Origin of the sequence: Pseudonocardia sp. DR1-2 (assembly GCF_023717215.1) — a bacterium.
Lineage (GTDB): Bacteria > Actinomycetota > Actinomycetes > Mycobacteriales > Pseudonocardiaceae > Pseudonocardia > Pseudonocardia alni.
Map to the genome: position 1 here is coordinate 881,611 of NZ_JAMQOF010000001.1, position 26,025 is coordinate 907,635.

23 protein-coding genes and 1 riboswitch are annotated in these 26,025 nt (G+C 75.5%); of the genes, 13 read left to right on the plus strand and 10 right to left on the minus strand.

The features are described from left to right. Window positions 1-53 precede the first annotated feature (53 nt). The 6 genes from ND486_RS04120 (at window position 54) to ND486_RS04145 (ending at window position 6,423) form a co-directional block, all read left to right on the plus strand. Window positions 54-308: a hypothetical protein gene (locus ND486_RS04120; RefSeq protein WP_251782892.1), complete on the plus strand. Its 255-nt coding sequence runs from the start codon at window positions 54-56 to the stop codon at window positions 306-308. Window positions 309-408: 100 nt separating this feature from the next. Continuing rightward, window positions 409-1,674 (plus strand): MFS transporter, encoded by a 1,266-nt coding sequence (locus ND486_RS04125; protein WP_251782893.1) that lies wholly within the window; start codon window positions 409-411, stop codon window positions 1,672-1,674. 9 nt (window positions 1,675-1,683) lie between these two features. Then, the gene (locus ND486_RS04130) at window positions 1,684-3,207 is read left to right on the plus strand and encodes an ABC transporter substrate-binding protein (protein WP_251782894.1); all 1,524 of its coding nucleotides are present in this window, start codon (window positions 1,684-1,686) and stop codon (window positions 3,205-3,207) included. Further along, on the plus strand, window positions 3,204-4,178 hold the full coding sequence (locus tag ND486_RS04135) for an ABC transporter permease (protein ID WP_251782895.1): 975 nt from the start codon (window positions 3,204-3,206) through the stop codon (window positions 4,176-4,178). Before ND486_RS04130 ends, ND486_RS04135 begins: the two co-directional genes overlap by 4 nt. After that, a complete protein-coding gene (locus ND486_RS04140) occupies window positions 4,175-4,981 on the plus strand; it encodes an ABC transporter permease subunit (protein ID WP_251782896.1) in 807 nt (268 codons plus the stop codon). The genes ND486_RS04135 and ND486_RS04140 overlap by 4 nt, the downstream gene beginning before the upstream one ends. Further along, on the plus strand, window positions 4,978-6,423 hold the full coding sequence (locus ND486_RS04145; protein ID WP_251782897.1) for an ABC transporter ATP-binding protein: 1,446 nt from the start codon (window positions 4,978-4,980) through the stop codon (window positions 6,421-6,423). The genes ND486_RS04140 and ND486_RS04145 overlap by 4 nt, the downstream gene beginning before the upstream one ends. Before the next feature lie 10 nt (window positions 6,424-6,433). Here ND486_RS04145 and ND486_RS04150 read toward each other — a convergent pair whose 3' ends face one another. Beyond that, entirely contained in the window at window positions 6,434-6,796 is a 363-nt protein-coding gene (locus tag ND486_RS04150; RefSeq protein ID WP_073576628.1) for a hypothetical protein, read from the minus strand. 120 nt (window positions 6,797-6,916) lie between these two features. Between ND486_RS04150 and ND486_RS04155 the strand changes: the two genes are divergently transcribed. Continuing rightward, window positions 6,917-7,303: a hypothetical protein gene (locus tag ND486_RS04155; protein WP_251782898.1), complete on the plus strand. Its 387-nt coding sequence runs from the start codon at window positions 6,917-6,919 to the stop codon at window positions 7,301-7,303. Further along, window positions 7,300-8,820 carry an ABC transporter substrate-binding protein gene (locus ND486_RS04160; RefSeq protein WP_251782899.1) on the plus strand — a complete coding sequence of 507 codons (1,521 nt, stop codon included), beginning with the start codon at window positions 7,300-7,302 and terminating at the stop codon, window positions 8,818-8,820. The genes ND486_RS04155 and ND486_RS04160 overlap by 4 nt, the downstream gene beginning before the upstream one ends. Here the strand turns inward: ND486_RS04160 and ND486_RS04165 are convergent, their stop codons facing one another. Beyond that, on the minus strand, window positions 8,821-9,570 hold the full coding sequence (locus tag ND486_RS04165; protein WP_251782900.1) for a trans-aconitate 2-methyltransferase: 750 nt from the start codon (window positions 9,568-9,570) through the stop codon (window positions 8,821-8,823). Window positions 9,571-9,739: 169 nt separating this feature from the next. Further along, a riboswitch (cobalamin riboswitch) is annotated at window positions 9,740-9,943 on the plus strand. Between the two features lie 130 nt (window positions 9,944-10,073). Here ND486_RS04165 and ND486_RS04170 point away from each other — a divergent pair. From ND486_RS04170 to ND486_RS04180, 3 genes are all read left to right on the plus strand, one after another. Continuing rightward, entirely contained in the window at window positions 10,074-12,977 is a 2,904-nt protein-coding gene (locus ND486_RS04170; protein ID WP_251782901.1) for a ribonucleoside-diphosphate reductase subunit alpha, read from the plus strand. Window positions 12,978-12,982: 5 nt separating this feature from the next. Next, on the plus strand, window positions 12,983-14,059 hold the full coding sequence (locus ND486_RS04175; RefSeq protein ID WP_251783010.1) for a ribonucleotide-diphosphate reductase subunit beta: 1,077 nt from the start codon (window positions 12,983-12,985) through the stop codon (window positions 14,057-14,059). A 191-nt stretch (window positions 14,060-14,250) separates the two neighbouring features. Beyond that, a complete protein-coding gene (locus ND486_RS04180; RefSeq protein ID WP_251782902.1) occupies window positions 14,251-15,375 on the plus strand; it encodes a HoxN/HupN/NixA family nickel/cobalt transporter in 1,125 nt (374 codons plus the stop codon). A 34-nt stretch (window positions 15,376-15,409) separates the two neighbouring features. Here the strand turns inward: ND486_RS04180 and ND486_RS04185 are convergent, their stop codons facing one another. Genes ND486_RS04185 through ND486_RS04200 form a run of 4 tightly spaced genes read right to left on the minus strand, consistent with a single transcriptional unit; the run spans window position 15,410 to window position 20,773 of the window. Continuing rightward, window positions 15,410-16,276, minus strand: coding sequence for a siderophore-interacting protein (locus ND486_RS04185; protein ID WP_251782903.1), 867 nt, complete (start codon window positions 16,274-16,276; stop codon window positions 15,410-15,412). Further along, a complete protein-coding gene (locus tag ND486_RS04190) occupies window positions 16,273-18,015 on the minus strand; it encodes an ABC transporter ATP-binding protein (protein WP_251782904.1) in 1,743 nt (580 codons plus the stop codon). The genes ND486_RS04185 and ND486_RS04190 overlap by 4 nt, the downstream gene beginning before the upstream one ends. Then, a complete protein-coding gene (locus tag ND486_RS04195) occupies window positions 18,012-19,811 on the minus strand; it encodes an ABC transporter ATP-binding protein (RefSeq protein ID WP_251782905.1) in 1,800 nt (599 codons plus the stop codon). Before ND486_RS04195 ends, ND486_RS04190 begins: the two co-directional genes overlap by 4 nt. Continuing rightward, window positions 19,808-20,773, minus strand: a complete 966-nt coding sequence (locus ND486_RS04200; protein WP_251782906.1) for an ABC transporter substrate-binding protein — start codon at window positions 20,771-20,773, stop codon at window positions 19,808-19,810. The genes ND486_RS04195 and ND486_RS04200 overlap by 4 nt, the downstream gene beginning before the upstream one ends. A gap of 79 nt (window positions 20,774-20,852) precedes the next feature. Here ND486_RS04200 and ND486_RS04205 point away from each other — a divergent pair, with 79 nt between their 5' ends. Then, on the plus strand, window positions 20,853-21,527 hold the full coding sequence (locus ND486_RS04205) for a TetR/AcrR family transcriptional regulator (RefSeq protein WP_251782907.1): 675 nt from the start codon (window positions 20,853-20,855) through the stop codon (window positions 21,525-21,527). 6 nt (window positions 21,528-21,533) lie between these two features. On the opposite strand, the gene ND486_RS04210 is transcribed toward ND486_RS04205, so the two are convergent. Next, window positions 21,534-22,544: a hypothetical protein gene (locus tag ND486_RS04210; protein WP_251782908.1), complete on the minus strand. Its 1,011-nt coding sequence runs from the start codon at window positions 22,542-22,544 to the stop codon at window positions 21,534-21,536. A gap of 86 nt (window positions 22,545-22,630) precedes the next feature. Between ND486_RS04210 and ND486_RS28815 the strand changes: the two genes are divergently transcribed. Next, window positions 22,631-22,762: a hypothetical protein gene (locus tag ND486_RS28815; protein WP_255624188.1), complete on the plus strand. Its 132-nt coding sequence runs from the start codon at window positions 22,631-22,633 to the stop codon at window positions 22,760-22,762. Between the two features lie 2 nt (window positions 22,763-22,764). Here ND486_RS28815 and ND486_RS04215 read toward each other — a convergent pair whose 3' ends face one another. Genes ND486_RS04215 through ND486_RS04225 form a run of 3 tightly spaced genes read right to left on the minus strand, consistent with a single transcriptional unit; the run spans window position 22,765 to window position 26,017 of the window. Further along, the gene (locus ND486_RS04215) at window positions 22,765-23,538 is read right to left on the minus strand and encodes an ABC transporter permease (protein ID WP_251782909.1); all 774 of its coding nucleotides are present in this window, start codon (window positions 23,536-23,538) and stop codon (window positions 22,765-22,767) included. Between the two features lie 8 nt (window positions 23,539-23,546). Beyond that, window positions 23,547-24,491, minus strand: coding sequence for an ABC transporter permease (locus ND486_RS04220; protein WP_251782910.1), 945 nt, complete (start codon window positions 24,489-24,491; stop codon window positions 23,547-23,549). Beyond that, the gene (locus ND486_RS04225; RefSeq protein WP_251782911.1) at window positions 24,488-26,017 is read right to left on the minus strand and encodes an ABC transporter substrate-binding protein; all 1,530 of its coding nucleotides are present in this window, start codon (window positions 26,015-26,017) and stop codon (window positions 24,488-24,490) included. The genes ND486_RS04220 and ND486_RS04225 overlap by 4 nt, the downstream gene beginning before the upstream one ends. Window positions 26,018-26,025 lie beyond the last annotated feature (8 nt).

The following is a 26,025-nucleotide window of genomic DNA, read 5'->3' on the forward strand; positions in this document are numbered from 1 at the left end:
ACCGCGGGTCGCCGGTCCAGTGGTAGCGGGAGATCCCGCGGCGGGTGTCGTGGGTGACCGCGGGGGGGGGGGACGCGGGGGGGGGCGGCCCCGAGGGGCGGGCGCGGCTCGCGGTCGCCGCCGGGGCCCGGGACGAGGCCCGCCGTTCCGACGCCCTGCGCCGCGCCCAGCTCCTGCTGCGCACCGACGCCACCGCCTGGTCGGTCGGGGACGAGCACGTCGGCGTCACCGCGGACCTGTCCGGCGTCGGACCGGCCCGCCCGGACACCGGTACCTGGGCCCGGTTCCACCGCGCCCGCCTCGGCTGACCGCGCTGCATCCGATCGGCAGGTGCGCATCAGTGGCACTTGTGTCCGCAGGGACGTATGTGATCCCGTTCAGGTGATCAACCGACGGGGGGGGTACGTCGTGCTGCGCTCCTTCGGCGAGCTGACCGCGCCGAGCCGGATGCTCGTGGTGAACCAGTTCGGCATCAACCTGGGCTTCTACCTCGTGCTGCCGTTCCTGGCCACCCACATGGGGAGCCTGGGCTACGCGGCGGCGACGATCGGACTCGTCCTCGCCCTGCGCAACCTGTCGCAGCAGGGGATGTTCCTGGTCGGCGGCTCGGCGGCGGACCGGATCGGCTGCCGTCCGGTGATCATCGTCGGGTGCGCGCTGCGGATCGTGGCGTTCGGGCTGTTCGTCGTCGCCGACTCCCTGCCCGGCCTGATCGCCGCCGCGGTGCTGACCGGGCTGGCCGGGGCGCTGTTCAACCCCGCGGTGCGCGCCTACCTGATGGCCGAGGCCGGCGATCGCCGCGCCGAGGTCTTCTCCGTGTTCAACGTGTTCGGCCATGCGGGGGCCCTGCTCGGGCCGCTGCTCGGCGCCGCGCTGCTCGCGGTGGACTTCCGCCTCGTCGCAGCCGTGGCGTGCGCCGTGTTCACGGTCCTGACCGTCGCGCAGCTGTTCGTCCTGCCCGCCCGTCCGGCGCCGCCGCAGGACCGTGGGCTGCTCGGCAGCTGGGGCGAGGTCGTCGGCAACGGCCGGTTCCTGCTGTTCGCGCTCGGCGGGGCCGGCTACTTCGCCCTGTTCAACCAGCTGTACCTGGTGCTGCCGGTCGAGGCGCAGCGCGTGTCCGGCGTCGCCGGTGCGGTCAGCGCGGTGTTCGTCGTGTCGACCCTCGTCGGCATCCTCGGCCAGGTCCGCATCACCGCGTGGTGCCGCGCCCGCTGGACCGACGGGCGCACGATGTCCGCCGGGCTCGTGCTGATGGGCGCCGGGTTCGTCCCGCTGGGTGTCGCGGCGCCGTTCGTGCCGACCGCGCCCGCCGGGGAGTGGACCGCGGCCGGGCTGCTCGCGGTCACACCGGTCCTCGCGGGCACGGTCGTGTTCACCGTCGGCATGGCGATGACCAACCCGTTCTCGCTCGCGCTGCTGCCCCGGGTCGGCAGCGAGCAGCTCGCCGGCACCTACTACGGCTGGTACTACCTCGTCTCCGCCGCCGTCGTGGCGGTGAGCAACACCGCCGTCGGGAACCTGCTCGACCGCCATCCCGACGGCGCCGGCCGCTGGATCCCGTTCGCCGTCCTGCTCGCGATCGGGCTCGTCGGCGCCGCCGTCATCGCCTGGATGCAGCGCACCGGCAGGCTCGAACCGCGCGCCGTCACGACCAGCACCGCCACCACCGCCTGAGGAGCACCCGTGGAGCTGACCCGACGCACCTTCCTGGGCGGCGCCGCCGCGCTCGCCGCGGTCCCCGCCCTCGCCGCCTGCGGCGGCGGCACCGGCGGGGGTTCCGAGCGGCTGCGCGCCGCCTTCCCCGGCGGCGGCTCCCGCGAGTCGCTCGACCCGCACGTCGTCCCGCAGTTCGTCGACCAGGTCCGGGCCAGGGCCACCTTCGACACGCTCACCGGGTGGTCGCAGGACATGACCGCCGAGCCCCGGCTGGCCGAGTCCGTCGAGCCGGACGCCACCGGCACGCGCTGGCGGATCCGGCTGCGTGACACCCGCTGGCACGACGGCCGCCCGCTGACCGCCGACGACGTCCTGTTCACCTTCCGGCGCATCGCCGACCCCGCCACGACCGCCTCGGCCGCGTCGCTGTTCGCCCGGGTCGACCTCACCGCGAGCCGGGCCGCCGGACCGCGCGAGGTCGAGGTCGTCCTCACCGCGCCGGACTTCACCTTCCCGCTCTGGCTGGGCGCGCCCGGCAGCGAGATCGTCGCGGCGGGCACCACCGGGTTCGCCACACCGGTCGGGACCGGGCCGTTCCGGTTCGTGTCCTTCACCCCCGGCGGCCCCACCGTCTACACCCGCAACGACGCCTACTGGGACGGCGCCCCGCCCGCCCCGGGGCTGGAGCTCACCCCCATCGACGAGGAGCAGGCCCGCCTCGGGGCGCTGCTGTCCGGCCAGGTCGCCTACGCCCACGACCTGCGTCCGGCGAGTGCCCGCCAGGTGGAGGCCCAGGGCGGGCGGGCCACCCTGCTCGCCGCACCGCAGTCGACCACCCAGTTCCTCAACCTGCGGGTCGACCGGCCACCGTTCGCCGACCCACGGGTGCGGGAGGCCGTGCGGCTCGGCATCGACCGCGAGGCGCTGGTCCGGGTGATCCTGCTCGACACCGGGCAGGTCGGTGCCGATCTGTTCGGCGGGCCGGACCTGGAGTACTACCCGGCCGGTGCGACGGCGGCCCCGCGCGACGTCGGGCGCGCCCGGGCACTGCTGCGCGAGGCCGGGGCCGAGGGGCTGGCGTTCGAGCTGCAGACCTCGGGCAGCGACCCGAACTTCCAGCCCGCGGCCACACTCGTCGCCGAGCAGCTGCGCGAGATCGGCCTGGCCCCGACCCCGCGGGTGCTCGACGCCCCGACCTACTTCACCACCGTCCGCACCTCCGGGGTCGCGTCGTTCACCCGCACCGGGGCGCTGCCGATCCCCGACTTCATCGGGCGTCGCCGGCTGTCGTCCGCCGACAACTCGAACTACACCGGCTACCGGAGCACCGAGGTCGACCGGCTCTACGCCCAGGCCGTCGCGAACCCCGACGAGAGCGCCCGCGGGGCGGACCTCACCCGGATCCAGACCCTGCTGCGCGACGAGTCGGGGGCACTGGTGTGGGCGCTGTCGGACTGGAACGTCGGTGTCGCCGCGGGGGTCACCGGGATCGAGGCCGCCAAGCCCAACAGCCACCTGTGGGGCCGCTTCGACAAGGCCGCCGCCGGATGAGCACCGGCGCGGCCCCGCCCGTCGTCGACGCCCGGGGCGGACGGTCCCCCGCCGGACGGGTGGCGGTCGCGGCCGCCCAGCTGCTCGCCGCCGTCGTGGCGATCTTCGCGCTGACGACGCTGCTGCCCGGCGACGCGGCCGAGGTCGTCCTGGGGCCCGACGCGACCGACGAGCAGGTGGAACGGCTGCGCACCGAGCTGGGTACCGGCCTCCCGGCCGCGGAGCGGCTCGGCGACTGGCTCGGCGGGCTCGTCACGGGCGACCTGAAGACCTCGCTGGTGACCGGGCGGCCCGTCGTCGACGAGGTGGCGGACCGGCTCGGGAGCACCGTGCTGCTCGCCGCGCTGGGGCTCGCCGTCATGGTCCCGCTGGGCGTCGCCGTCGGCACCGCGGCGGGACGCAGGCCGGGCAGCGTCGTGGACCGGGTCTCCACGGCGACGGTGTCGGCGCTGCAGGCCGCCCCGCAGTTCGCGACCGGGCTGCTGCTGGTCGGGCTCTTCTCGCTGCAGCTCGGCTGGCTCCCCGCGACCGCGGGCGGCGGGTCCCTGCTCAGCCCGGCGGTGCTGGTGCTGCCGGTCGTCGTGCTGGTCGCGGCGCAGCTGGGGTGGCTGTCACGCCAGATCCGCCAGGGCGTGCTGCAGACCGATCGGGCACCGCACGTCACCCACCTGCGCCGGCTCGGCCTGCCCGAGCGCGACGTGCTGCTGCGCCACGTGCTCCCCGGCGGGCTCGCGCCGTCGGTGCAGCAGCTCGCCCGGATCGTCGAGGGCACGCTCGGCGGGGTCGTCGTCGTCGAGGCGCTGTTCGCGTTGCCCGGGGTGGGGGCCGGGGTGGTCGACGCGGTGCAGAACCGCGACATCCCGCTGATCCAGGGCTACGCGCTGCTCGCCGCCCTCGTCACCATCACGGTCAACCTGGTGGCCGACGCGGCGACCGCACGGCTGAGCCCGGTACGGGAGGACGAGCCGTGAGCCGGGTGCCGGTGACGACCGCGGTCGCCGCGCTGCTCGCCGGGGTGCCGCTGCTGTGCGCCGTGGCCGGGCCCGTCCTCGCGCCGCTGCTCCCGGTCCCGGGCGGGTCCGGCGCGCTGCTCCCGCCCGGGCCGGGTCACCCGCTGGGCACCGACGCGCTGGGCCGCGACGTGCTGACGCTCGCGCTCACCGGTGGCACCACCGTCGTCACGCTCGTCGTCGGCACGCTGGTGCTGGCCTACGCGGCCGGGGTCCCGCTGGGGCTGGTGCTCGCCGCGTCCGGGCGCCGGTGGGCGGTGCTGCTCACCCAGCGGACGCTGGACGTACTGCTGGTCCTGCCGTCGTTGCTGGTGCTGCTGGTGCTCGCCGGCACCGGACGGCGCGGTGTCGGCTGGCTGCTGGTCGCGACCGCGCTGCTGCAGCTGCCCGCGGTCGTCCGGGTGGTCCGGGGGGCCGCCGGGGCCCCCGCGCGGCGGGTGGCGCTGGAGACGATGACGCAGAACGGCGAGCGGTGGTGGCGGATCCACCTCGCCGAGACCGGGCGGTTCGTCGCCGGGCCGGTGCTCGTCGACGCCGGGACGCGCGGCGTGCTCGTGCTGACCGTGCTGACCAGCGCGAGCTTCCTCGGGGTCGGGCTGCCACCGGACACCGTCGACTGGGCGGTGGTGATCGAGCAGAACGCGGCGTCGCTGTTCCTCGCTCCGTACGCGCTGCTGGTGCCGGCGGGTCTGCTCGTGGCGCTCGCCGCGGGGACGAACGTGCTGGTGGACCGGCTCGCGGACCGGACGGGGGCGGTCGTGTGAGCGCGCTGTCGGTCCGCGGGCTGACCGCACGCACCGTCGACGGGACGGTGCTCCTCGACGGCGTCGACCTCGACCTCGCGCCGGGTGCGGTGCTCGCCGTCGTCGGGCCGTCCGGGGCGGGGAAGTCGACGCTCGGGCTGGCGGTACTCGGCGAGGCCGCCACCGGGGTGGCGCTCGACGGGTCGGTACGGATCGGGCCCGCCGAGCTGCTCGGCGTCGCCCCGCGGGAGCTGCGGACGCGCCGCGCCGGGCGGGTCGGGCACCTCCCGCAGCACCCGGGCCGGGTCCTGGACCCGGTGCGTCGGGTCGGGCCGGTCCTCGACGAGCTCGCCGCGACCGTGCACGGTCGCGGTCGACGGCACCGGACCGCCCGGGCCCGGGCGGTCACCGAGGCCTGCGAGCGGGCCGGCCTCGGAGCCGAGCCGCACCTGCTCCGCCGCCACCCGCACCGGCTCTCCGGCGGGCAGCAGCAGCGGGTCGCGCTGGCCCAGACGCTGGTGACCGGGCCGGCCGTCGTCGTCCTCGACGAGCCGACCACCGGACTGGACCCGGTCACCACCGACGCGGTGCTCGACCGGCTCGCCGTGCTGGCCGCCGGCTCCACGGCGCTCGTGCTGCTCACCCACGACCTCGACGCCGTCCGCAGGCTCGCCGCCGCCGTCCCGGTGACGCTGCTGGAGCTCGCCGCGGGCCGGGTCGTGCGCACCGGCCCGGCCGCCGCGCTGCTCGGTGCACCCGCCCCGACCGCGTCTCCGCCACCACCGGCGGCGGTCGGGGCGATGCTCGAGGTGACGGGTCTGGGGGTCCGGGCCGCGGGCGGGGCACAGCTGCTGTCCGCGGTGGACCTCACCGTCGGGCGGGGCGGGTTCGTCGCGCTGACCGGGCCCTCGGGGGCGGGCAAGACGACGCTCGGCCGGGCCCTGGCCGGGCTGACCCCCTGCTCGGGGACCGTCCGGGTCGGCGGCCGGGACCCGGCGGGCGACCGGCGCGCCGTGCAGTACGTCCACCAGGACTGCCGGTCCGCGTTCCTCGACCACCGCCCGGTCCTCGACCAGGTCGCCCGGCCGGCCGTGCTGCTGCGCGGGCGGTCCCCGGCCGACGCCCGCGCCGCCGCCGTCGCGCTGCTGGAGCGGCTCGGGGTCCCCGCCGCGACAGCCGCGCGCCGCCCGGGCGGGCTGTCCGGCGGTCAGCTCCAGCGCGCCTCGGTGGCGCGGGCTCTGCTCGCCGGGCCCGCGGTACTGGTGGCCGACGAGGCCACCTCGGCGCTGGACGGCGGGCACCGCGCGCTGCTGCTCGCCGAGCTGCGGCGCGTCTGCCGCGAGGACGGCACCGCGGTGCTGCTGATCAGCCACGACCCGGTCGCCGTCGCGTCGGCGGACCGGGTCGTGACCCTCGTCGACGGCCGGGTGGCCGCGGCACCGCAGCCGGTCCCGGCCGGCTGAGCCGGAGCGCTCAGGCGCCCGCGTGCTCGCGCAGCAGCTGCGCGGTCTCCCGGGTGACCTCGGCGTGCAGCCGGCAGTGCTCGTGGTGGTCGGCGTGCGCGCCGCAGGCGGCCGAGCTGGCCTCGCAGGCGAGCGCGGCGGCCGACGCGGCGGCCTCGCCGACCGCCTTGTCCCCGGTCCGGCGGCCGAGCACGCTCGCGGCCGCGGTACAGAGGTCGGCGGCGTCGAGGGCGAGGAGCACCTCGGTCTCCATGCCGCCGGAGGCGACCATGGCCGAGGCGCAGGCGGTGCTCGCGCGGGCGGCGTCGTGCAGCTTCTCGACGACGGTGGCCGGGGTGCTGACGCCGGCGGCCTCGAGGACGTGGTGGCTCATGGGGATCTCCTGGTGTCCGGGGTGTGGGACCGGAGGGTTCCCGCGTGGCGGTGGCCGCACTCACCTGATTGTCATCCTTGACGTCTGAACAATCCGTCATATGTCGCGTAGGGTCGGATCATGTCTGCGCTGTCCGCCGTCACCGTCTGCCGGGGATGCTGCTGCGGCTCCGGTCGCAAGCACCCGGGCCTGGACCGGCCCCACCACGACGGGCTGCTCGACCGGCTCACCCGGGGCATCGAGGGCCACGCGCGGCTGCGGACCAGCGAGTGCCTCGGCCCGTGCGCCGACTCCGACGTCGTCGTGGTCGGACCCACCCCGGTCGCGCGACGGGCCGGTGCGCGGCCCGTGTGGCTGCGTGCGGTCCTGGACGCTGCGACGACCGACGCCGTCGCCGACTGGGTCCGCGCGGGCGGACCGGGTACGGCGCCCCGCCCGGCCGCCCTCGACGGGCACGTGTTCACCCCCGGCCTGCGCGCCTCGGACACCGGGCGGGCCGCCGGATGACCCCGCCCGAGCTGTCCCGGCGCCGGGTGCTGACCGGCGCGCTCGGCGTCGCCGCGCTCGCCCTCACCGGCTGCTCCGGCGGCGGGACGGGCGAGGAGCGGCTGCGGGTCGCCTTCGCGACCGGCGGCTCGCGCGAGTCGCTGGACCCGCACGTCCTGCCGCTCTACGTCGACCAGGCCCGGGCCAAGGCGTGCTTCGACACCCTCACCGGGTGGTCGCAGGACATGACCCCCGAGCCGCGGCTGGCCGAGTCCTGGGAGAGCGACGCGACCGGGCGGCGGTGGCGGATCCGGCTGCGCGCGGCCCGCTTCCACGACGGCTCCCCGCTCACCGCCGACGACGTGCTCGCCACCCTGGCCCGCATCACCGACCCGGCGACCACCGCGATCGCCGCGACCCTGTTCCGCGACCTCGACGCGGCCGCCTCGCGGGCGGTGTCGGCGAGCGAGGTCGAGCTGGTACTGACCCGGCCGAACACGCTGTTCCCGCTGGCCTGGGGCGCGCCCGGTACCGAGATCGTCAAGGCCGGGACGACGTCGTTCGACCGTCCGAACGGGACCGGGCCGTTCCGGCTCGCGTCGTTCACCCCGGGCGGGTCCACCGTCTACACCGCGTCGGAGGACCACTGGGACGGCGCGCCCGGCGTACGTGAGCTGGAGTTCCTGCCCGTCGACGACGAGGCCGCCCGGATCGGCGCCCTGCTGTCCGGCCAGGTGCACTACGCCCACGACCTCACCCCCACCGGCGCCGCCCGGCTGGGGGGCGAACAGCGCGCCTCGGCGCTGTCCGCGCCGGCCTCGGCGAGCCAGTTCCTGGTGATGCGGGTGGACCGGGCACCGTTCTCCGACCCGCGGTTGCGCGAGGCGGTGCGGCTGGGCATCGACCGCGAGGAGCTCGTGCGGGTCGTGCTGCTCGGGCGCGGCCGGGTCGGCGACGACATGTTCGGCCAGGGACTGCGCTACCACCCGGCGGGGGTGGGCCCGGTGGCGCGGGACGTCGCGCGGGCCCGCGCGCTCGTCACCGAGGCCGGGGCACAGGGGGCGGCGATCGAGCTGCAGACCAGCGGCGCCGACCCGACCTTCGACGCCGCCACCGCACTCGTCGCGCGCCAGCTCGGCGAGGTCGGGCTGCGGGTCACGGCACGGCCGCTGCCGTCGTCGGGCTACTTCCGGGCCATCCGGCAGCAGGGCGTGTTCTCCCAGAACAGCACCGGCTCGCTGCCGATCCCGGACTACATCGGACGCCGGATGCTGACCAGCACCCCGACCTACGACTTCACCGGCTACCGCAGCCCGGAGATCGACCGCCTCTACTACGCCGCTGTCGCCACCACCGACGACGCCGCGCGCACCGACGCGTTCGCCCGGATCCTCGGTCTGCTGCGCGCCGAGTCGGGCGCCCTGGTGTGGGGTGTGCGGGACTGGAACGTCGGCGTGGCGGCCGGGCTCACCGGACTGGAGGCGGCCCGGCCGAACACGTTCGCCTGGGCGAACTTCGCGCGCGCCCGGCTCGGGTGATCAGCGGATCGCGACCAGGGTCCGCCGGTCGAAGGTCTGGGTGAGCGTCCCGACCTCGGCGAACCCGGCGCCGGACAGCGCCTGCTCCCAGGCCGGTAGCGACGACCCGCCGGTGACCCGGTCGGCGAAGCGGCGCTCCCGCTCGGCGAACCCGTCGGCCAGGGCGGGCTCGTCGGCGAGCGCGTCCCACCAGGTCCGGAAGTCCTCACCGGTCGCCAGTCCCCGGTCGGTGCGCTCGACACGCAGGGTCCGGGTCAGCTCGGCCAGGCGCGGCCGGGCGGGGTCGGCGAGCAGGGTGTCGACGTTCACGAACACCCCGCCGGGGCGCAGCACGGACGCGAGGCGCTGCGCGAGCCCGGGCAGCGCGTGCTCGGGCAGCCAGTGCAGGGCGGTGGCCGAGACGGCCGCGTCGAACGGCCCGCCGCCGACGGCGTCGGTCCACCCGGGACGCGAGAGGTCGGCGTCGACCCAGTGGACGCGCTCGCCGGTGGTCCGCCGGGCCAGCTCCAGCATGACCGGGTCGACGTCGACGCCGACCACCTCGGCCCCGGTCCAGTGCGCCGCCGCGCGGGCCGCGAACGACCCGGGCCCACAGGCGAGGTCGAGCAGCCGGGCGGGGGTGCCGGCGAGACGGTCGACGACGTCGAGCGCCAGCGCGAACAGTTCCTCCCGGTCGGGGATGTAGCGCTCCTGCTGGGCGTCCCACCGGCGCAGCCAGTGCTCGGCGTCGAGGTCCGTTCCGGTGGTCATCGCACTCTCCTGCACAACGGTGGCAACAGTGCGGCCGACGGTATCCGCGCGGACCCGTCGAGCGGAAGGGACCGCCGGGCCCGTGACCGGCGACGTTCACCGTGCGTGACTCGATGGCCGTCGAAACCGGAACCGATAGGGGGGTCGATCGTGTCCGAACCCCAGATGTAGTGTCCGGGGCGCTGGTGGTTCACCGGTCCGCACGGGCCGGTGAGGCAAGAGGGAACCCGGTGGGAATCCGGGACTGCCCCGCAGCGGTGAACGGGAACGACCGCCGTCAACAGCACTGGGAGTGATCCCGGGAAGCGACGGCCAGTAGGTCTGCGCAGTGCGCCCGTGAGTCCGAAGACCTGCCACCGGTGCGCGTGCCGACCGGCGCGCGCTGCTCCGGGGCCTCGTGGGACGGCGCCAGGGTGCGGTGGGCCGCCGACGACACGCCGACCCACCGCCTCCTCGTACCGCGCCCGCCCCCGGAGGGACGGCGACTCGCGAGGAGAGAGCCCGTGACGGCTTCCACCGCTGCACCGGCAGCAGCACCACCGGCCCTGCGCGTCATCCGGCGCGACGGGTCCGAGACCGGGTTCGACGCCACGAAGATCTCGGTGGCGACGACCAAGGCGTTCCTGGCGGTCGAGGGGGACTCGGGCGCGGCGTCGTCGCGGCTGCACCACCTCGTGGCCGGACTGACCGACCAGGTCGTCGCGGCGCTGACCCGGCACCCGGCGCGCGCCGTGCACGTCGAGCAGATCCAGGACCAGGTCGAGCTCGCCCTGATGCGCGGAGGCCACCACAAGGTCGCCCGCTCCTATGTGCTCTACCGCGAGCAGCAGGCCCGGGCCCGCGCGCACGACGGCGGGGACACCGCCGCCGCGGACGCCCCGGTCGTGCACGTCACCCACCCCGACGGCAGCCGGGCCCCGCTGGACCGGGTCCGCGTCGCCGCGGTGCTCGACGAGGCCTGCGCCGGCGTCGAGGACGTGACCCCGGACAGGGTGCTCGCCGAGCTGGACCGCACCGTCTACGACGGCATCACCGCCGACGAGCTGGCCCAGGCCCTCGTCCTGGCCGCGCGCACGCTGGTCGAGCGCGAGCCCGCGTACTCCCTGGTGGCCTCGCGGCTGCTGCTGGACCGGCTGCGCGCCGAGGCCGTGTCGCACCTGTCGGGCGCCCGGGAGACCCCGGACCACGCGACGATGGCCGGGCGGTACGCGGCCTACACGAAGGACTACCTGCGCCACGCCATCGCGATCGGCCTGGTCGACCCCGAGCTCGCGACCTTCGACCTGGACCGGGTCACCGCCGCGATCCGCCCCGAGCGCGACCTGCAGATCGGCTTCCTCGGCCTGCAGACCCTCTACGACCGCTACTTCCTGCACGAGCGCGGCGTGCGCTTCGAGCTGCCGCAGGCGTTCTTCCTGCGGGTCGCGATGGGGCTGGCGGTCCGCGAGGTCGACCGCGAGGCGCGGGCGGTCGAGTTCTACGAGCTGCTGTCGAGCTTCGACTTCATGGCCTCGACCCCGACGCTGTTCAACTCGGGCACCACCCGCCCCCAGCTGTCGTCGTGCTTCCTCACCACCGTCGACGACGACCTGGAGTCGATCTTCGGCGGCTACCGCAACAACGCGCTGCTGGCGAAGTACTCCGGCGGGCTGGGCAACGACTGGACCCCGGTCCGGGGGCTCGGCGCGCACATCCGGGGCACGAACGGCGTCTCCCAGGGCGTGGTGCCGTTCCTCAAGATCGCCGGGGACACCGCCGTCGCGGTGAACCAGGGCGGCAAGCGCAAGGGCGCCGCGTGCGCCTACCTGGAGACGTGGCACGTCGACATCGAGGAGTTCCTCGACCTGCGCAAGAACACCGGCGACGACCGTCGCCGCACCCACGACATGAACACCGCGAACTGGGTGCCCGACGAGTTCCTGCGCCGCGTGCAGGCCGACGGCGAGTGGACCCTGTTCTCCCCGGACGAGGTCCCCGACCTGCACGACCTCTACGGCACCGCGTTCGCCGAGCGCTACCGCGCCTACGAGGCGGCCGCGGCGCGCGGTGAGGTGCGGGTGCACCGCACGGTGCGCGCGGTCGAGCTGTGGCGGCGGATGCTGACCATGCTGTTCGAGACCGGGCACCCGTGGATCACGTTCAAGGACCCGTGCAACCTGCGCAGCCCGCAGCAGCACGCGGGCGTGGTTCACTCGTCGAACCTGTGCACCGAGATCACCCTCAACACCCGTGCCGGCGACGAGGGCGAGGTCGCGGTCTGCAACCTGGGCTCGGTGAACCTCGCCGCGCACGTCACCGCGGACGGGCTCGACGCCGACAAGCTGCGCCGCACGGTGACCACCGCGGTGCGGATGCTCGACAACGTCGTGGACATCAACTTCTACACGATTCCCGAGGCCCGCCGGTCCAACCTGCGTCACCGCCCGGTCGGCCTGGGCCTCATGGGCTTCTCCGACGCGCTGTTCACCCGGCGCATCGCGCCCGGCAGCGACGCGGCGGTGCAGTTCGCCGACCGCAGCGCGGAGGCGCTGTCGTTCCACGCGATCACCGCCTCGTCGGACCTGGCGGTCGAGCGCGGCCGCTACGCCAGCTTCGACGGGTCGCTGTGGAGCCGCGGGATCCTGCCGCTGGACTCGCTCGAGCTGCTGGCCGCGGCCCGCGGCGACGGCGAGCTCGACGTCGACCGGTCGTCCACGCTGGACTGGGACGCGCTGCGGGAGAAGGTGCGCACCCAGGGGATGCGCAACTCCAACGTGCTCGCCATCGCCCCGACGGCGACGATCTCGAACATCTGCGGGGTCGGGCAGTCGATCGAGCCGATCCACCTCAACCTGTACGTGAAGTCCAACATGTCCGGCGACTTCACGGTGATCAACCCGCACCTGGTCCGCGACCTCAAGGACCGCGGGCTGTGGGACGAGGTGATGGTCGCCGACCTCAAGTACTTCGACGGGTCGCTGGCCGAGATCGACCGGGTCCCCGCCGACCTGAAGGAGCTCTACGCGACCGCGTTCGAGATCGAGCCGCGCTGGCTCGTGGCCGCCGCCTCGCGCCGGCAGAAGTGGCTGGACCAGGCACAGTCGCTGAACCTCTACCTCGCCGCCCCCAGCGGCCGGGCGCTCGACGAGCTCTACCGCCTCGCCTGGCGCTCCGGGCTCAAGACCACCTACTACCTGCGCACCCGCGCGGCGACGTCGGTGGAGAAGTCCACCCTCACCGGCACCGACGGCCGGCTGACCGGCGTGCCGAGCACCCCGGCCGCCGCCCCCGCCGCGTCGCCCACGGCCGGGGTGCCCGCGGTCCCGGCCACCGCCGTGCCCATCACCGCCGTGCCCGCCACCGCCCCCGACCTCGATCCGGGCCGTGCCTGCTCGGTCGACGACCCCGACTGCGAGGCCTGCCAGTGACCACTCTGCAGCCCACCGGAAGCACCGAGAACGCCAGCGGCCTGGGCGAGATCGCCCGCGGCGCCGCCCCGATCGACGCCGACGACAAGCGCATGATCAACGCGCGCGCCGACGTCAACCAGCTCCTGCCGCTGAAGTACACCTGGGCCTGGGAGAAGTACCTGGCCGGCTGCGCCAACCACTGGATGCCGACCGAGGTCGCCATGCAGGCCGACATCGCGCTGTGGCGCTCCCCCGGCGGGCTCACCGACGACGAGCGCCTCATGCTCACCCGCAACCTCGGGTTCTTCGCCACCGCGGAGTCGCTGGTCGCGAACAACATCGTGCTCGCGGTGTACCGCCACCTCACCAACCCCGAGTGCCGCCAGTACCTGCTGCGGCAGTCGTTCGAGGAGGCCGTGCACACCCACACGTTCCAGTACGTGTGCGAGTCGCTCGGGCTCGACGAGGGCGCGCTGTTCAACGCGTACCGCGAGGTCCCCTCGATCACCGAGAAGGACGCCTGGGCGCTGCGCTGGACCCGGGCCCTGTCCGACCCGGACTTCCGGACCGGCACCCCGGAGAACGACCGCGCGTTCCTGCGTGACCTCGTCGCGTTCTACGTGGTGTTCGAGGGCATGTGGTTCTATACCGGGTTCGCGCAGATCCTCTCGCTCGGCCGGCGCAACAAGATGGTGGGCATCGCCGAGCAGTACCAGTACATCCTGCGGGACGAGTCGATCCACCTGAACTTCGGCATCGACTGCATCAACCAGATCAAGATCGAGAACCCGCACCTCTGGACGGCCGACTTCGCCGCCGAGATCCGGACGATGCTGCACGAGGCGTGCGAGCTGGAGGTCGCCTACGCCCGCGACACCATGCCCCGCGGGATGCTCGGCCTGACCGCCGAGTCCTGCGAGCGCTACCTGCGGTTCATCACCGACCGGCGGGCCGAGCAGATCGGGCTCGCCCCGCTGTTCGGGGAGCCGGAGAACCCGTTCCCGTGGATGAGCGAGGCCATGGACCTGCGCAAGGAGAAGAACTTCTTCGAGACGCGGGTGACCGAGTACCGGACGGGTGGGTCGCTGGACTGGGACTGAGGGGGTGGGCCGGGCCGGGTGACCGGCCCGGCCCGCGGACCTGACCTTCCGGGGAGGGATCAACCCGACAGACGCGGACCTCTGTCGCCATTCCCGGGCAACAGCCATGACAACGCGGGGTGGACGGCGCACCGTCACGGGGTCACGACACCGACCGCGCCGGCCGGCCCCCGAGCCCAGGAGAGCCACCGATGTCCGTCCCCCGCTCCGCCCCCGCCCGCCGCTTCCGGGCCGATCTCGACCGGCACGACCGCCGCTCCCTGGCCGGGATGGCCGCGTTCGTCGCGCTGCTGCACCTCGCCGGGTTCGGGGTGCTCGTGTTCCTCGTCGCCCCGGCGCACTACAGCCTCGGGGCCACCGGGGTGTTCGGCGTCGGGATCGGGGTGCTCGCCTACACCCTCGGGCTGCGGCACGCCTTCGACGCCGACCACATCGCCGCCATCGACAACACCACACGCAAGCTGCTCGCCGACGGCGGTCGCAAGCCCCTGTCGGTCGGGTTCTGGTTCTCCCTCGGGCACTCCACCGTCGTGTTCGGACTGACGTTCCTGCTGGGCGTGGGTGTACGGGCGCTGGCGAGGCAGGTCGGCGACGACAGCTCGGTCCTGCACGCCGTGACCGGCGTCGTCGGGTCCTCGGTCTCCGGCGTCTTCCTGTGGATCATCGGCCTGGTCAACCTGGGTGTGCTCGTCGGGATCGTCGGGGTGTTCCGCCGGATGCGCCGCGGCGAGTACGACGAGGCCGAGCTCGAGGAGCACCTCGCGAAGCGCGGCGTCATGAACCGCTTCCTCGGCGGCCTGACCCGCGCGGTGCGCAGGCCGTGGCACATCTACCCGATCGGCTTCCTGTTCGGCCTCGGCTTCGACACCGCGACCGAGGTGACGCTGCTCGTCCTCGCCGGGGGCGCCGCGGCGTTCGCACTGCCGTTCTACGCGGTCCTCGTCCTGCCGGTCCTCTTCGCCGCCGGGATGAGCCTGCTCGACACCGTGGACGGGGTGTTCATGAACGTCGCCTACGGCTGGGCGTTCGCCCGGCCGGTGCGCAAGGTCTACTACAACATCACGATCACCGGGCTGTCCGTCGCGGTCGCACTGGTCATCGGCACCATCGAGCTCGTCGGGGTGCTCGTCCAGGAGACCGGCACCACCTCCGGGCCGCTCGTCGCGATCGCCGACGTCCCGCTCGACGACGCCGGCTACGGCATCGTCGGCCTGTTCGTCGTCGCGTGGCTGGTCGCGATCGCGGTGTGGCGTTTCGGCCGGGTCGAGCAGCGGTGGTCCGCCACCGGTGCGCCCGAACCGGCCGCGGAGGCCTGAGGGCCGCCCGCGCCGACCGGCCCGGGGTCCTCGCTCACCCGGAGGCGGCACCGTCCGGCGCGGGCAGCTGCTCGGCCACGTCGGCCATGTCCTGCTCGGTGGGGGCGTCGTCCTGGGTGAGATCACGACGCCAGTACCCGGTGAAGGCGACCCGCCGCCTGTCCAGCCCTCGCTCGCCGACCAGGTGCCGGCGGACCGCCCGCACCGCCGAGGCCTCCCCGGCGACCCAGGCGAACACCGGCCCCTCGGGCAGCTCGACCGCGCGCACCGCGTCGGGCAGCGAGCCGCCGCCGCGGTGCACCCAGTGCACGTCGGCCCCGGGCAGCTCCTGCTCCTCGGCCGGGCCGTCCACCTCGACCACCGCGACCGCCCGGGTCCCCGGCGGCAGCTGCTCGAGGATCGCGGCGATCGCCGGCAGCGCGGTCTCGTCCCCGACGAGCAGCCGGACCGGCTCGCCGTCCGGGCTGCGGTACCCGGCGACGGCCGGCCCCAGCACCCCGACGACGTCGCCGATCGCGGCGCGGGCGGCCCAGCGGCTCGCCGGGCCGGCGTGCCCGCCGCCGGGCTCGCCGTCGCCGTGCAGGACGAAGTCGACCACCATCCGGCCGGCGTCGGGGTCCAGCGCCCGCACCGTGTAGGACCGCATCCACGGCCGTCGCTCCTCCGGCACGGCCAGGTAGCGGACGTACCAGCCCGCGACGCCGCTGCCGTCCTCCGGCGCGGCCGGGATCTCCGGCACGCCGCCGTCGCGGGCGAGGAAGATCTTCACCTGCTGGTCGGGTGCGACCGGCCGGGCACCGAGCAGGTCGTCGGAGGCGAGGGTGATCCGGCGCATCCGCGGTGTCAGCGGCTCGACGCCGACGACCCGGCAGAGCGCGTACGCGGGCAGGTCCTGGCTCACGGGGTCTCCGATCCGATCAGCCGCCAGCCGCGGGCGCGGCGGCGGGACTCCCAGAAGGCGGCGTAGCGGCCGCCGCGCTCCAGCAGCTCGGCGTGCGTCCCGGCCTCGGCGATCCCGCCGTCGTGCAGCACGACGATCCGGTCCGCCGCGACGACCGTCGGGAGCCGGTGCGCGATCACCAGCACGGTGCTTCGCCGGGCCAGGACCCTCATCGACTCCGTGAAGAACCGCTCGTTCTCCGGGTCGAGCGCGGCGGTGGCCTCGTCGAGCAGCACGATGTCGGCGTCCTTGAGCAGGGCGCGAGCGACCGACACCCGCTGGCGCTCCCCGCCCGACAGCGAGGTGCCGCCCTCGCCGACCCGGGTGGCCCAGCCGTCGGGGAGCCGTTCGACGATCTCGGTCACCCCGGCCAGCCGGGCCGCCTCCGCGACGTCGGCGGCGGAGGCGTCCGGGCGGCCGAGGCGGACGTTGTCCTCCAGGGTCCCGTCGAACAGGTAGACGTCCTGGAAGACCAGCGCGAGCTGGGCCATCAGGTCCTCGGTGGTCTGGTCGCGCACGTCGGCCCCTCCGACCCGGACGGTGCCGGAGTCGACGTCCCAGAACCGCGCGACCAGTCGGGTCACGGTGGTCTTGCCCGAGCCGGACGCGCCGACCAGGGCGACCGTCTCACGCGGCGCGACCCGCAGCGTGACCCCGCGCAGCACCGGCGTCGACGGGTCGTAGCCGAAGCCGACCCCGTCCAGCTCGACGGCGCCCCGCTCGTGCCGCTGCGCCGACCAGTGCGGCTCGGGCAACGGCTCCTCGCGCAGCACCGCGACCAGCCGGCCCAGGTCGTTGCGGGCGATCCGGACGACGCCCGCGTAGTCGCCGACCTCGGCCAGCGGGCCGGTGAACCGGGCGGCCAGCGCGAGCAGCGCGACCATCCGGACCGAGTCCAGCGACCCGCCGAGCACGAGATGGGTGCCCGTCAGGATCAGTGCGCTGAACGCGACCTGCACCGCGAACCCGCCCGCGACGATGCCCGCCGTCGCCAGCCACACCGACCGGCGGCCGGCCCGCTGCTGGGCGTCGATCGCGTCCTCCAGCGGCCGGTGCCCGGCGGCGCCGCGGCCGAAGGCCCGCAGCACCCGCTGGGTGCGGGCGAACTCGACGACCCGGTTGCCCGCCTCGACCGCGGCCGCGTCGTCGAGGGCGTCACCGCGCCCCACCCAGGACGCCGACGCCCGGAACGCGAGCCAGAGCACCGGCACGCAGACCAGCGCCGCCAGCGCGAGCAGCGGGTCGAACAGCAGCATCGCCAGCACGATCGTCGCCGGGGTCACGACCGCGACGACCAGCGGCGTGAGCAGGTGCGCGAACAGCCCGGCGACGGTCATCGTCCCACCGGTCGTGATCCGGGACAGCCTGCCGACCCGCTCGGCGGAGAACCAGCCCAGCGGCAGCGCGGACACGTGGTCGCCGACCCGTTCGTGCAGTGTCGTCAGCACCACCAGCGCGACGCCGAACCCCGCCATGGCCTGGACGTTGTAGAGCACGCAGGCCGCCACGACGGCCACCAGCAGCGCCCCGGTCCAGGCGAGCGCGGCCGCGGTGTCCCCGGCGAGCAGCGCCTCCAGGAACGGCACCAGCAGGACCGTCGCAACCCCCTGGACCACGCCGAACGCGGTCACCCACGCGAGGTAGCCGAACAGCCGCCGCCGGTGGGCGGGACCGAGGATCAACAGCAGGTCGGTGATCACGAGAGCTCCTCCCCAGCCCGGTGGGCGGCCCACATCGCGGCGTAGCGACCGTCGCGGGCCAGCAGTGCGTCGTGCGTGCCCGACTCGCACACGACCCCGCCGTCGATCACGGCGATCCGGTCGGCGCCGACGACGGTCGAGAGCCGATGCGCGACGACGAGCACCGTCCGACCGCGGGCCAGCTCCGACAGCGCGTCCTGGATCTCGGCCTCGGACTCGGGGTCGGCGAACGCGGTCGCCTCGTCGAGCACCAGCACCGGGGTGTCGGCGAGCAGCGCGCGGGCGATGGACACCCGCTGCGCCTCGCCCCCGGACAGCAGCGCGTCCTGCCCGACCACGGAGTCGTAGCCGCGGGGCAGCGCGAGGACCCGGTCGTGGATCCGCGCGGCCCGGCAGGCGGCGTGCAGCTCGTCCTCCGTCGCATCGGGCCTGCCGAGCCGGACGTTGTCGGCGACGGTGCCGTGCACCAGCTGCACGTCCTGCAGGACGAAGCCGACGTGGCGGTACAGCACCTCGGGCGCGATCTCCCGGACGTCGACGCCGCCGATCCGCACCGCACCCGCGGTGACGTCGTGGAACCGGGCGACGAGCGTGGCCAGTGTGGACTTGCCCGCACCGGACGGCCCGACCAGCGCGGTCACCGTCCCCTCCGGGGCGTCGAGGTCGATCCCGCGCAGGACCTCCGGGCCGCCGGGGTAGGCGAACCGGACGCCGTCGAGCTCGACGCGGTGCCCGTCCGGGACGCGTGGCGCGGCGGGGACCGGTAGCACCGGGGTGGCGAGCAGGTCGTGGATGCGCAGCGCGGCCGCGGCAGCGGTGCGCCGGTTGGCGGCGCCGAAGCCGAGGGCGGTGATCGTCGTCGGGACGACCAGCGAGACCAGGATCCCGGTCATCGCCTCGACCGGGGTGACCCATCCCGCGTCGACGAACCACAGCACCCCCGCACACGACACGAGCAGCACGACGGGTGCGGAGATCGCCATCGTGGAGAGGGCCTCGAGCCGCAGCATGGGGCCGACCCACTCGGCGTAGAAGCGGCCGAAGTCGCGGGCGGCGTCGGCGTAGCCGCGGTGCGCGCGCCGGGCCTGGCCGAAGGTCTTGACCACCGCGATGCCGGACACGAACTCGACGACCGCGGAGCTGATCCGGGCGTTCCCGGCGTTCATCTGCTCGACCTTCGCGGCGTAGCCACGCATCATCCAGGCGTAGGCCGCGGCGTAGAACGGCACCGTGACCAGCGCGAGCAGCGCCAGCCGCCAGTCCAGCCAGGCCAGGTAGCCGACACCGGCGAGCGGCAGCACCCAGGCCGCGACCCACTCGACGGGATGGTGGGCGACGACCTGGTGCAGGTCGTGCACGTCGTCCTGGGCGGCCTTGCGCACCACCCCCGAGGTGCGCTCGGAGAACCAGCCCAGCGGCACCCGTCCCAGGTGGGCGGTCATCCGGCGGCGCAGCACCGCCTGCAGCCGGACGTCGGCGAAGTGGGTGATCGCCAGGGCCAGCCCGGTGATCCCGCCGCGGGCCCCCAGACCGACGACGATCAGCCACACCGCCCCGGTGACCGCCCCGCGGTCCACCGGCCCGGGCTCGAGCAGCGCGTCGGCGAGCCCGGCCAGCGCGACGAACGGGACCAGCCCCGCGACGGCGCCGACCGCAGCCAGTACCTGCGCGACCCGGATCCGGCCGGCGACCGGGCGCAGCAGCTCGGACAGCGCCGACGCCTCGGCCCGGGGACCGGACGGCGGATCGGGTGGTGCGGCCGCCGGCGGGGCGACCTGGTCGGTCAGGGTGGTCACGATGCCTCCAGCAGCGGACGCAGGGTCTCGATCAGGGCGGGGGTGGACGCCGGGTTCGGCGTCAGGAGCAGAGCGGCCACGTCGGTGGACACCAGGTGCAGCCGGCCCTCGCGGACGAGCGGTCCGCGGGCGACCAGCGGTCGCGCGGTGAGCGCGGCGCCGTCGGCCCCGGTCGGGACGCCGATCAGCGCGACGTCGGCGACGTCGAGCAGGCCGAGCTGCTCGTCGGGCAGCTGGGAGATGCCGGCCTGCCACGGCGGCAGCGCGGCGACCGCGGGTGGGAGCCGCAGTCCGATGCGGTCGAAGAACCGCACCGAGGGTCCGTCCGCGGCCGTCACCAGGTAGGCGGTCCCGCCGACGTACTGTCCGAAGACGTAGCTGCGCCCGGCGGGCAACTCGGCCCGGAACCGTGTCAGCTGCGCGTCCGAGCGTGCGATCAGTTCCTCGGCCGCCTCCGGACGGCCGAGCGCGGCGCCGATCATCCGGGTCAGGTCCTCACCCGGGTCCTGCAGCAGCGCCGTCCGGTAGGAGACGGTCGGCGCGATGTCCGCGATCCGCCGGTAGACCGCGGCGAACGTCGGCTGGGCGGTCGTCATCAGGATCAGGTCCGGCCGCAGCGCGGCGACGGCCTCCAGGTCCGGCTCCAGGGAGTCCAGCGTGGACACCGTGGCCGGCAGGGGCGGGTCGACCCCGCGCCACGACCCGTCCGGCGACGCGGGGTTGCGTACCGCGCCGACGACCGGGGCACCCAGAGCACTCGCGATCTGCGCGTCGCCCGCCCCCAGCACGACGACGCGCTGCGGCGCGGCGGGCACGACGGCCTCGCCCTGCCCGTGCACCACCGTCACCGGGAACGCGGCGTCCGCGGCCGCGCCCCGGACGGGGGCGCCGCCGTCACCGGCCCCGCATCCCGCGAGCACGAGTACCCCTGCCACGACCAGGACGGTCGATCGGATCAGCACGGCCCACCTCCGTTCAGTAAGGCAAACCTTAGCTATCCATGAATCGCGTTCGCAATCCCCTCCGTCGTACGGTCGTCGAGTGACACCCACCTCCGGTGCGCGGGCGGGCAACCGTCCGGGACCCAAGCCCCGTCTGACCCGCGAGGAGATCGTCGAGGCGGCCGTCGAGGTCGGTGTCGACCGGCTGTCGGTCGCGGCGGTGGCCGACCGGCTCGGCGTCGCGCCGGGCACGCTCTACCGCTACGTCGACGGCCTGGAGGAGATCGCCGCCGCGGCCGTGGCCCTGGTGTTCGCCCGCACCGCCCTGCCGGACACGACGCAGGGCTGGCGGGCGTTCCTGGAGGCCGAGGCGGCGCTGACGTTCGACCTGCTGCTCCGCTACTCCGGCCTGATCCAGGACCTCGGGGCGGACCTCAGCGCGGTCGCCGGGGACCGGATGCGGCGGATCGTCGCGGCCCTGCACGGCGCGGGTTTCGGGACGTCGGCCGCAGTGCGGGTGGCCGACGCCGTGCTCGACATCGTCGCCGACGGCGCCCACCAGACCCGCTGGGTGCGCGGGCCCGGCGGCGGCCCCGGCGATCTGTCCGACCCCGCCCGGGCCTACCTCGACTCGCTCGACGAGCAGGTCCGCCCCGGCGTCGAGGCGATCATGAACGAGCCGCGCGAGCACGTGCTGGACAAGGTCGCACTGGTGCTCGACGGCGTCGAGCACCGGCGGGCGACCGGCCGGCCGGGGTACGCCGGGATCGGCTGAGGGCCGTCAGCCCGCGTTGCGGTCGCCGCTCGGGTCGAGGAGCCCGTCCGCGCCGGTCCGGCCGCGCCAGGCGTCGAGCACGGCCGGGTCCGCCCCACCGGCGACGGCGAGCACCCGCAGCGCGACCGCCTGCGCGGCCCGGCCGGGCGCCGTCGCCGGACGCGGCCCGGGCGCCTCCCCCGCCGCGACCGCCCGGACCACCCCGGCGGTCACCGCCCACTGGTCCGGATCCCCGAACCGCTCCAGCAGCCCGTCGAAGGCGGCCGCCCGGGTCGGGTCGAACGGGATCGGACGCCCGGTGAGGTCGGTCAGCGGGTGCGCCGGGTAGAGGTGCGCGCAGGGCAGGTGACCGGCGGGCACGGGCACGGTCGCCGCGTGCGTGCGGCCCTCGCGCAGCACGTGCGGGAGCAGGTGGGTGTGCGGCCCGTCGGGGGAGCGACCCTCCGGCGGCGGGATCGCGGCGTACACCTCGACCCGGCCGAGCGCGGTGGTGAACACGCGGTGCGGGCCCGCCTCGACCAGCGCGGTGGTCAGCGCGCCGTCGAGCGGGCCGCCCGCGGCACGGTGCAGCAGCCCGAGCAGGTCGGGGTCGGCCGTGCGCACGCAGGCGTCCACCGTGGTCGTGCCCAGCCCGAGGTCGACGAGCACGGCGTCGCGGTCGGCCCGCCGCAGCGCGGAGCGGTCGGGCCCGAGCACGGTGACGGCGGTCCGCGCGGCCCCGCGGGCCGCGGGCGCGGGCAGACAGAGCGCGACCGCGTGGTTCCAGTGCTCGTGCGGGCCGACGGGCGTCCGGTAGGCCAGCGGCCGGGTCGACGGGTGCGGCTCGATCCGGATCCCGCCGCGCGCGGTGACGACCGTGCCCCGCCCGGACGACCCGACCGGCTCGTCGGGGGTCCGCACGAACTCCGCGATCGCGCCGGGCGCACCCATGCTCCAGCCCGCGTACGGGTCGGCCAGGTACGCGCTCAGCAACCCGGCCACGTCGTCCACGTCGTCCACGTCGTCCCCGTCGCCCACGTCCCTCACCCTGCCCCTCCGACCGGAGGGTTCACACCCCGACACGCTCTGTTGCACAGTGATGGCAACAACGATCGGGAGGCATCGTGGACGAGCACCCGCACGACGGCCCGGAGTGCGCCGGCTGCGACTGGGAGGGCAGGCCGGAGGCGTTCCGCTGGTTCCCCGAGCTGGGCAGGCCCCTCGACCCCGCGGGCGGGCAGGTCCACGCGGCCTGAGCTCACCGGGCACCCACCCGTTCCCACCGGCGTCCCCACCACAGGGCCGTCCCGGCCGTCAGCACGACCGCCAGCGAGGGCACGAGCACCACCTGCGGCGCGCCGAACAGGTACTCGCGGCCCTCGGCCACCATCGCGCCCCATTCCGCGGTCGGCGGCTGGACGCCGAGCCCGAGGAAGGACAGCCCGGAGACGGTGAGCAGGGTGCTCGCGAACCGGACGCAGGCGTGCGCGGCCAGCGGCGGGACGAGGTTCCGCGCGACGTGGCGGGTCAGGACCCGACCGGGCCCCGCGCCGAGGGCGACCGCCGCCGTCACGTACTCCCGCTGCCGCTCGGCGAGCGCGAGCAGGTAGGCCTGCCGGGCGAACGGGGTCCAGGCGATCACCGTGACCGCCACCAGCAGCGACCCGACGCCGGGACCCAGCGCGACCGCGGCGAGCAGCCCGAACAGCACCACCGGGATCGCGGCCAGGACGTCGACCACCCGCATCGCCGCTCGCCCGACCGGGCCCGCGACCGCGGCGAGCGACCCGACGGCCACCCCGGACACCCCGGTGACCAGCACCGCGGACAGCGCCAGCCCGACGGTCAGCCGTCCGCCGTGGACGGTGCGCGCGAGCAGGTCCCGGCCGAGCTGGTCGGTGCCCAGCGGGTGCGCCGCGGACGGCCCGGCGAGCATCCCGGCGAAGTCGACGGCGTCGGGGTGGGGCAGGAATGCCGGCGCGGCCAGGGCCAGGGCGGCCACCCCGGCCGCGACCCACCACCCCGTCCGCACCCGGGGCCTCACCGTGACCCCGCCGAGCGCAGCACCGGGTCCAGCGCCGTCGCCAGCACCTCCACCAGCACCCCCGCGACCACCGCGACCGCGACGACGAGCAGCGTGCCCGCCTGCACCACCGGCAGGTCCTGCGCGACGACGGCCCGGTGCAGCAGCCGCCCCAGCCCCGGGATGCCGAACACGACCTCGACCACCACCGAGCCACCCAGCAGCCCGGCGACGAACATCCCGGCCAGCGCGGTCACCGACGTCGTCGCGAGCCGGGCGCCGTGCCGCCACAGGACCCGGTGCGCACCGAGGCCCTTGGCCCGGGCGACGAGCACGTGCGGCCGGGCCAGCACCCCGGCGGTCTCGGCGCGGACGAGCTGCGCGGCCAGGGCCCCCGGGTAGGCGGCGAGGGTCAGCACCGGCAGGACCAGGTGGGCGGGGTCGCCCCAGCCGAGCGCGGGCAGCGCCCCGGCCCACACCGCGAACACCAGCACCAGCCAGGGGGCGAGCACGAACTCCGGCACCGCGACCCCGGCGACCGTGCCCAGCCCGAGGAACCGGTCGAGCAGTCCGCCGGGCCGGCGTGCCGCGTAGGCCCCGGCGGGGATGCCGACGACCGCCGCGAGGGCGAGCGCGAGCACCGCGAGCAGCCCGGAGACCGCCGCGGCGTCGGCGATCTGCCCGGCGACCGGGGTCCGGGCGACGTAGCCGTGGCCGAGGTCGCCGCGCAGGACCCCGCCCAGCCAGCGCAGGTACTGCTCGGTGACCGGCGCGTCCAGCCCCAGCGAGGACCGCAGCCGCGCCTCGGTCGCCGGGTCCGGCACCGCCTCGGCGCTGCGGGCCCGCAGGACCGCCCGCGCCGGGTCGACGCCGACCAGCCGCGGCAGCGCGAACACCAGCACCGACGCGGCCAGCAGCACCGGCCCGACGACGGCGAGCCGGCGCAGCAGGAGCCCGATCACCCCGTGGTCGGGGAGAGCTGCGGCAGCACCGGGCGGATCTGCAGCGGGTCGGGGACGAAGCCCGTGGCGCCGCGCAGCACGGCGGTGTTGCGCGGGTGCACGACCATGACGCCGACGGCGTCGCGGGTCAGCATCGCGGCGGCCTCTCCGAACAGCTGCTGGCGGGCCGCCGGGTCCTCGGTGGAGTTGAGCCGGTCGACCAGCGCGTCGTAGGCGGGGTTGCAGTACTGGTCGATGGCGTAGCTGCCGTCGCAGGTGTAGTCCGAGGTCAGCGTGCTCGCCGCGTCCGGGAAGTCGGACAGGTAGCTGCGCGAGTTGAGGAACATGTCGTAGTCACCGGCGAGGACCTTCGGCTCCTGGGCCTCGTAGTTCCCGACGGTGATGTCGACCTTCACCCCGGCGGCACCGAGCATCGCCTGGATCGCGTTCGCCAGCGCGGGCAGCTCGGGCCGGTTCGGGAAGGTCCACAGCCGCACCGTCAGCGGGTTCTGCTCGGTGTAGCCGGCCTCGGCGAGCAGCTGCCGGGCGCGGGCGACGTCGGCCCCGGGCGGCGGCGCGGTCTCGCCCCAGGGCACGGCCGCGCCGAACAGGTCGGCCGCGGGTGCGGCCCCACCGGCGAGGACCTGCTGGGCCAGCACCGGGCGGTCGAGCGCCGCGGTGACGGCCCGGCGGACCCGCAGGTCCGAGAACGGCGTCGCGGACTGGTTGAGCTGCAGCGGCACGGTGCGCGCGTTGGGGTACTCGACGACCTCGGCGCCGGCGGCGCGGACCTGCGCCAGCTGGGCCTGCGGCAGCCCCTCGGCGAACTGGACGTCGCCGGCCTGGATCGCCAGCGCGCGGGCCTGCGGGTCCTCGACGTAGCGGACGGTGACCCGGGCGGCACCCGCCGGCTCGCCCCAGTAGTCGTCGTTGCGGACCAGCTGCGCGGAGTCGGCGCCGCTGACCGAGTCCAGCACGAACGGGCCGGTCGCGGTGCGCAGGTAGGCCGGCGCCCCGCCGCCGGCGTAGGCGGCGGGCGCGAGGATGCCGAGGTTGCCGCTGGACAGGCGCAGCGGCATCACCGGGTCGGGCTCGGTGGTGGTGATCCGCACGGCGTCGGCGCCGTCGGGGGTGACGGCGAAGCCGATGCCCCGGATCGCCCGCGGCGGGGCCTCGACGCCCGCGACGTAGCGCAGCGCCGTGACGACGGCGTCCGGGGTGAGCGGGGTGCCGTCGTGGAACCGCACGTCCTGGCGCAGGGTGACCCGCCAGGCGTTGCCCTGCTGCTCCCAGGCCGTCGCGAGCATCGGCGCCGGGCGGGCGTCGGCGTCGACCGTGGTCAGGGTCTCGGCGACGCCGAGGGACTGCAGCCGGGCGCCGTCGTCGGCGTCGAAGGCGTAGTCGGCGCGCGGCGGGAACTGCAGGGCCACGGTCAGCTCACCGGCCGGGTCGGGGGTCCCGGTGCCGCCGGCGCCGGTGCCGGCGCCACAGCCGGTCAGCACCAGGGCGGCGGCCGCGAGCAGCGCGGCCATCTTTCGTGCGATCACCCCATATG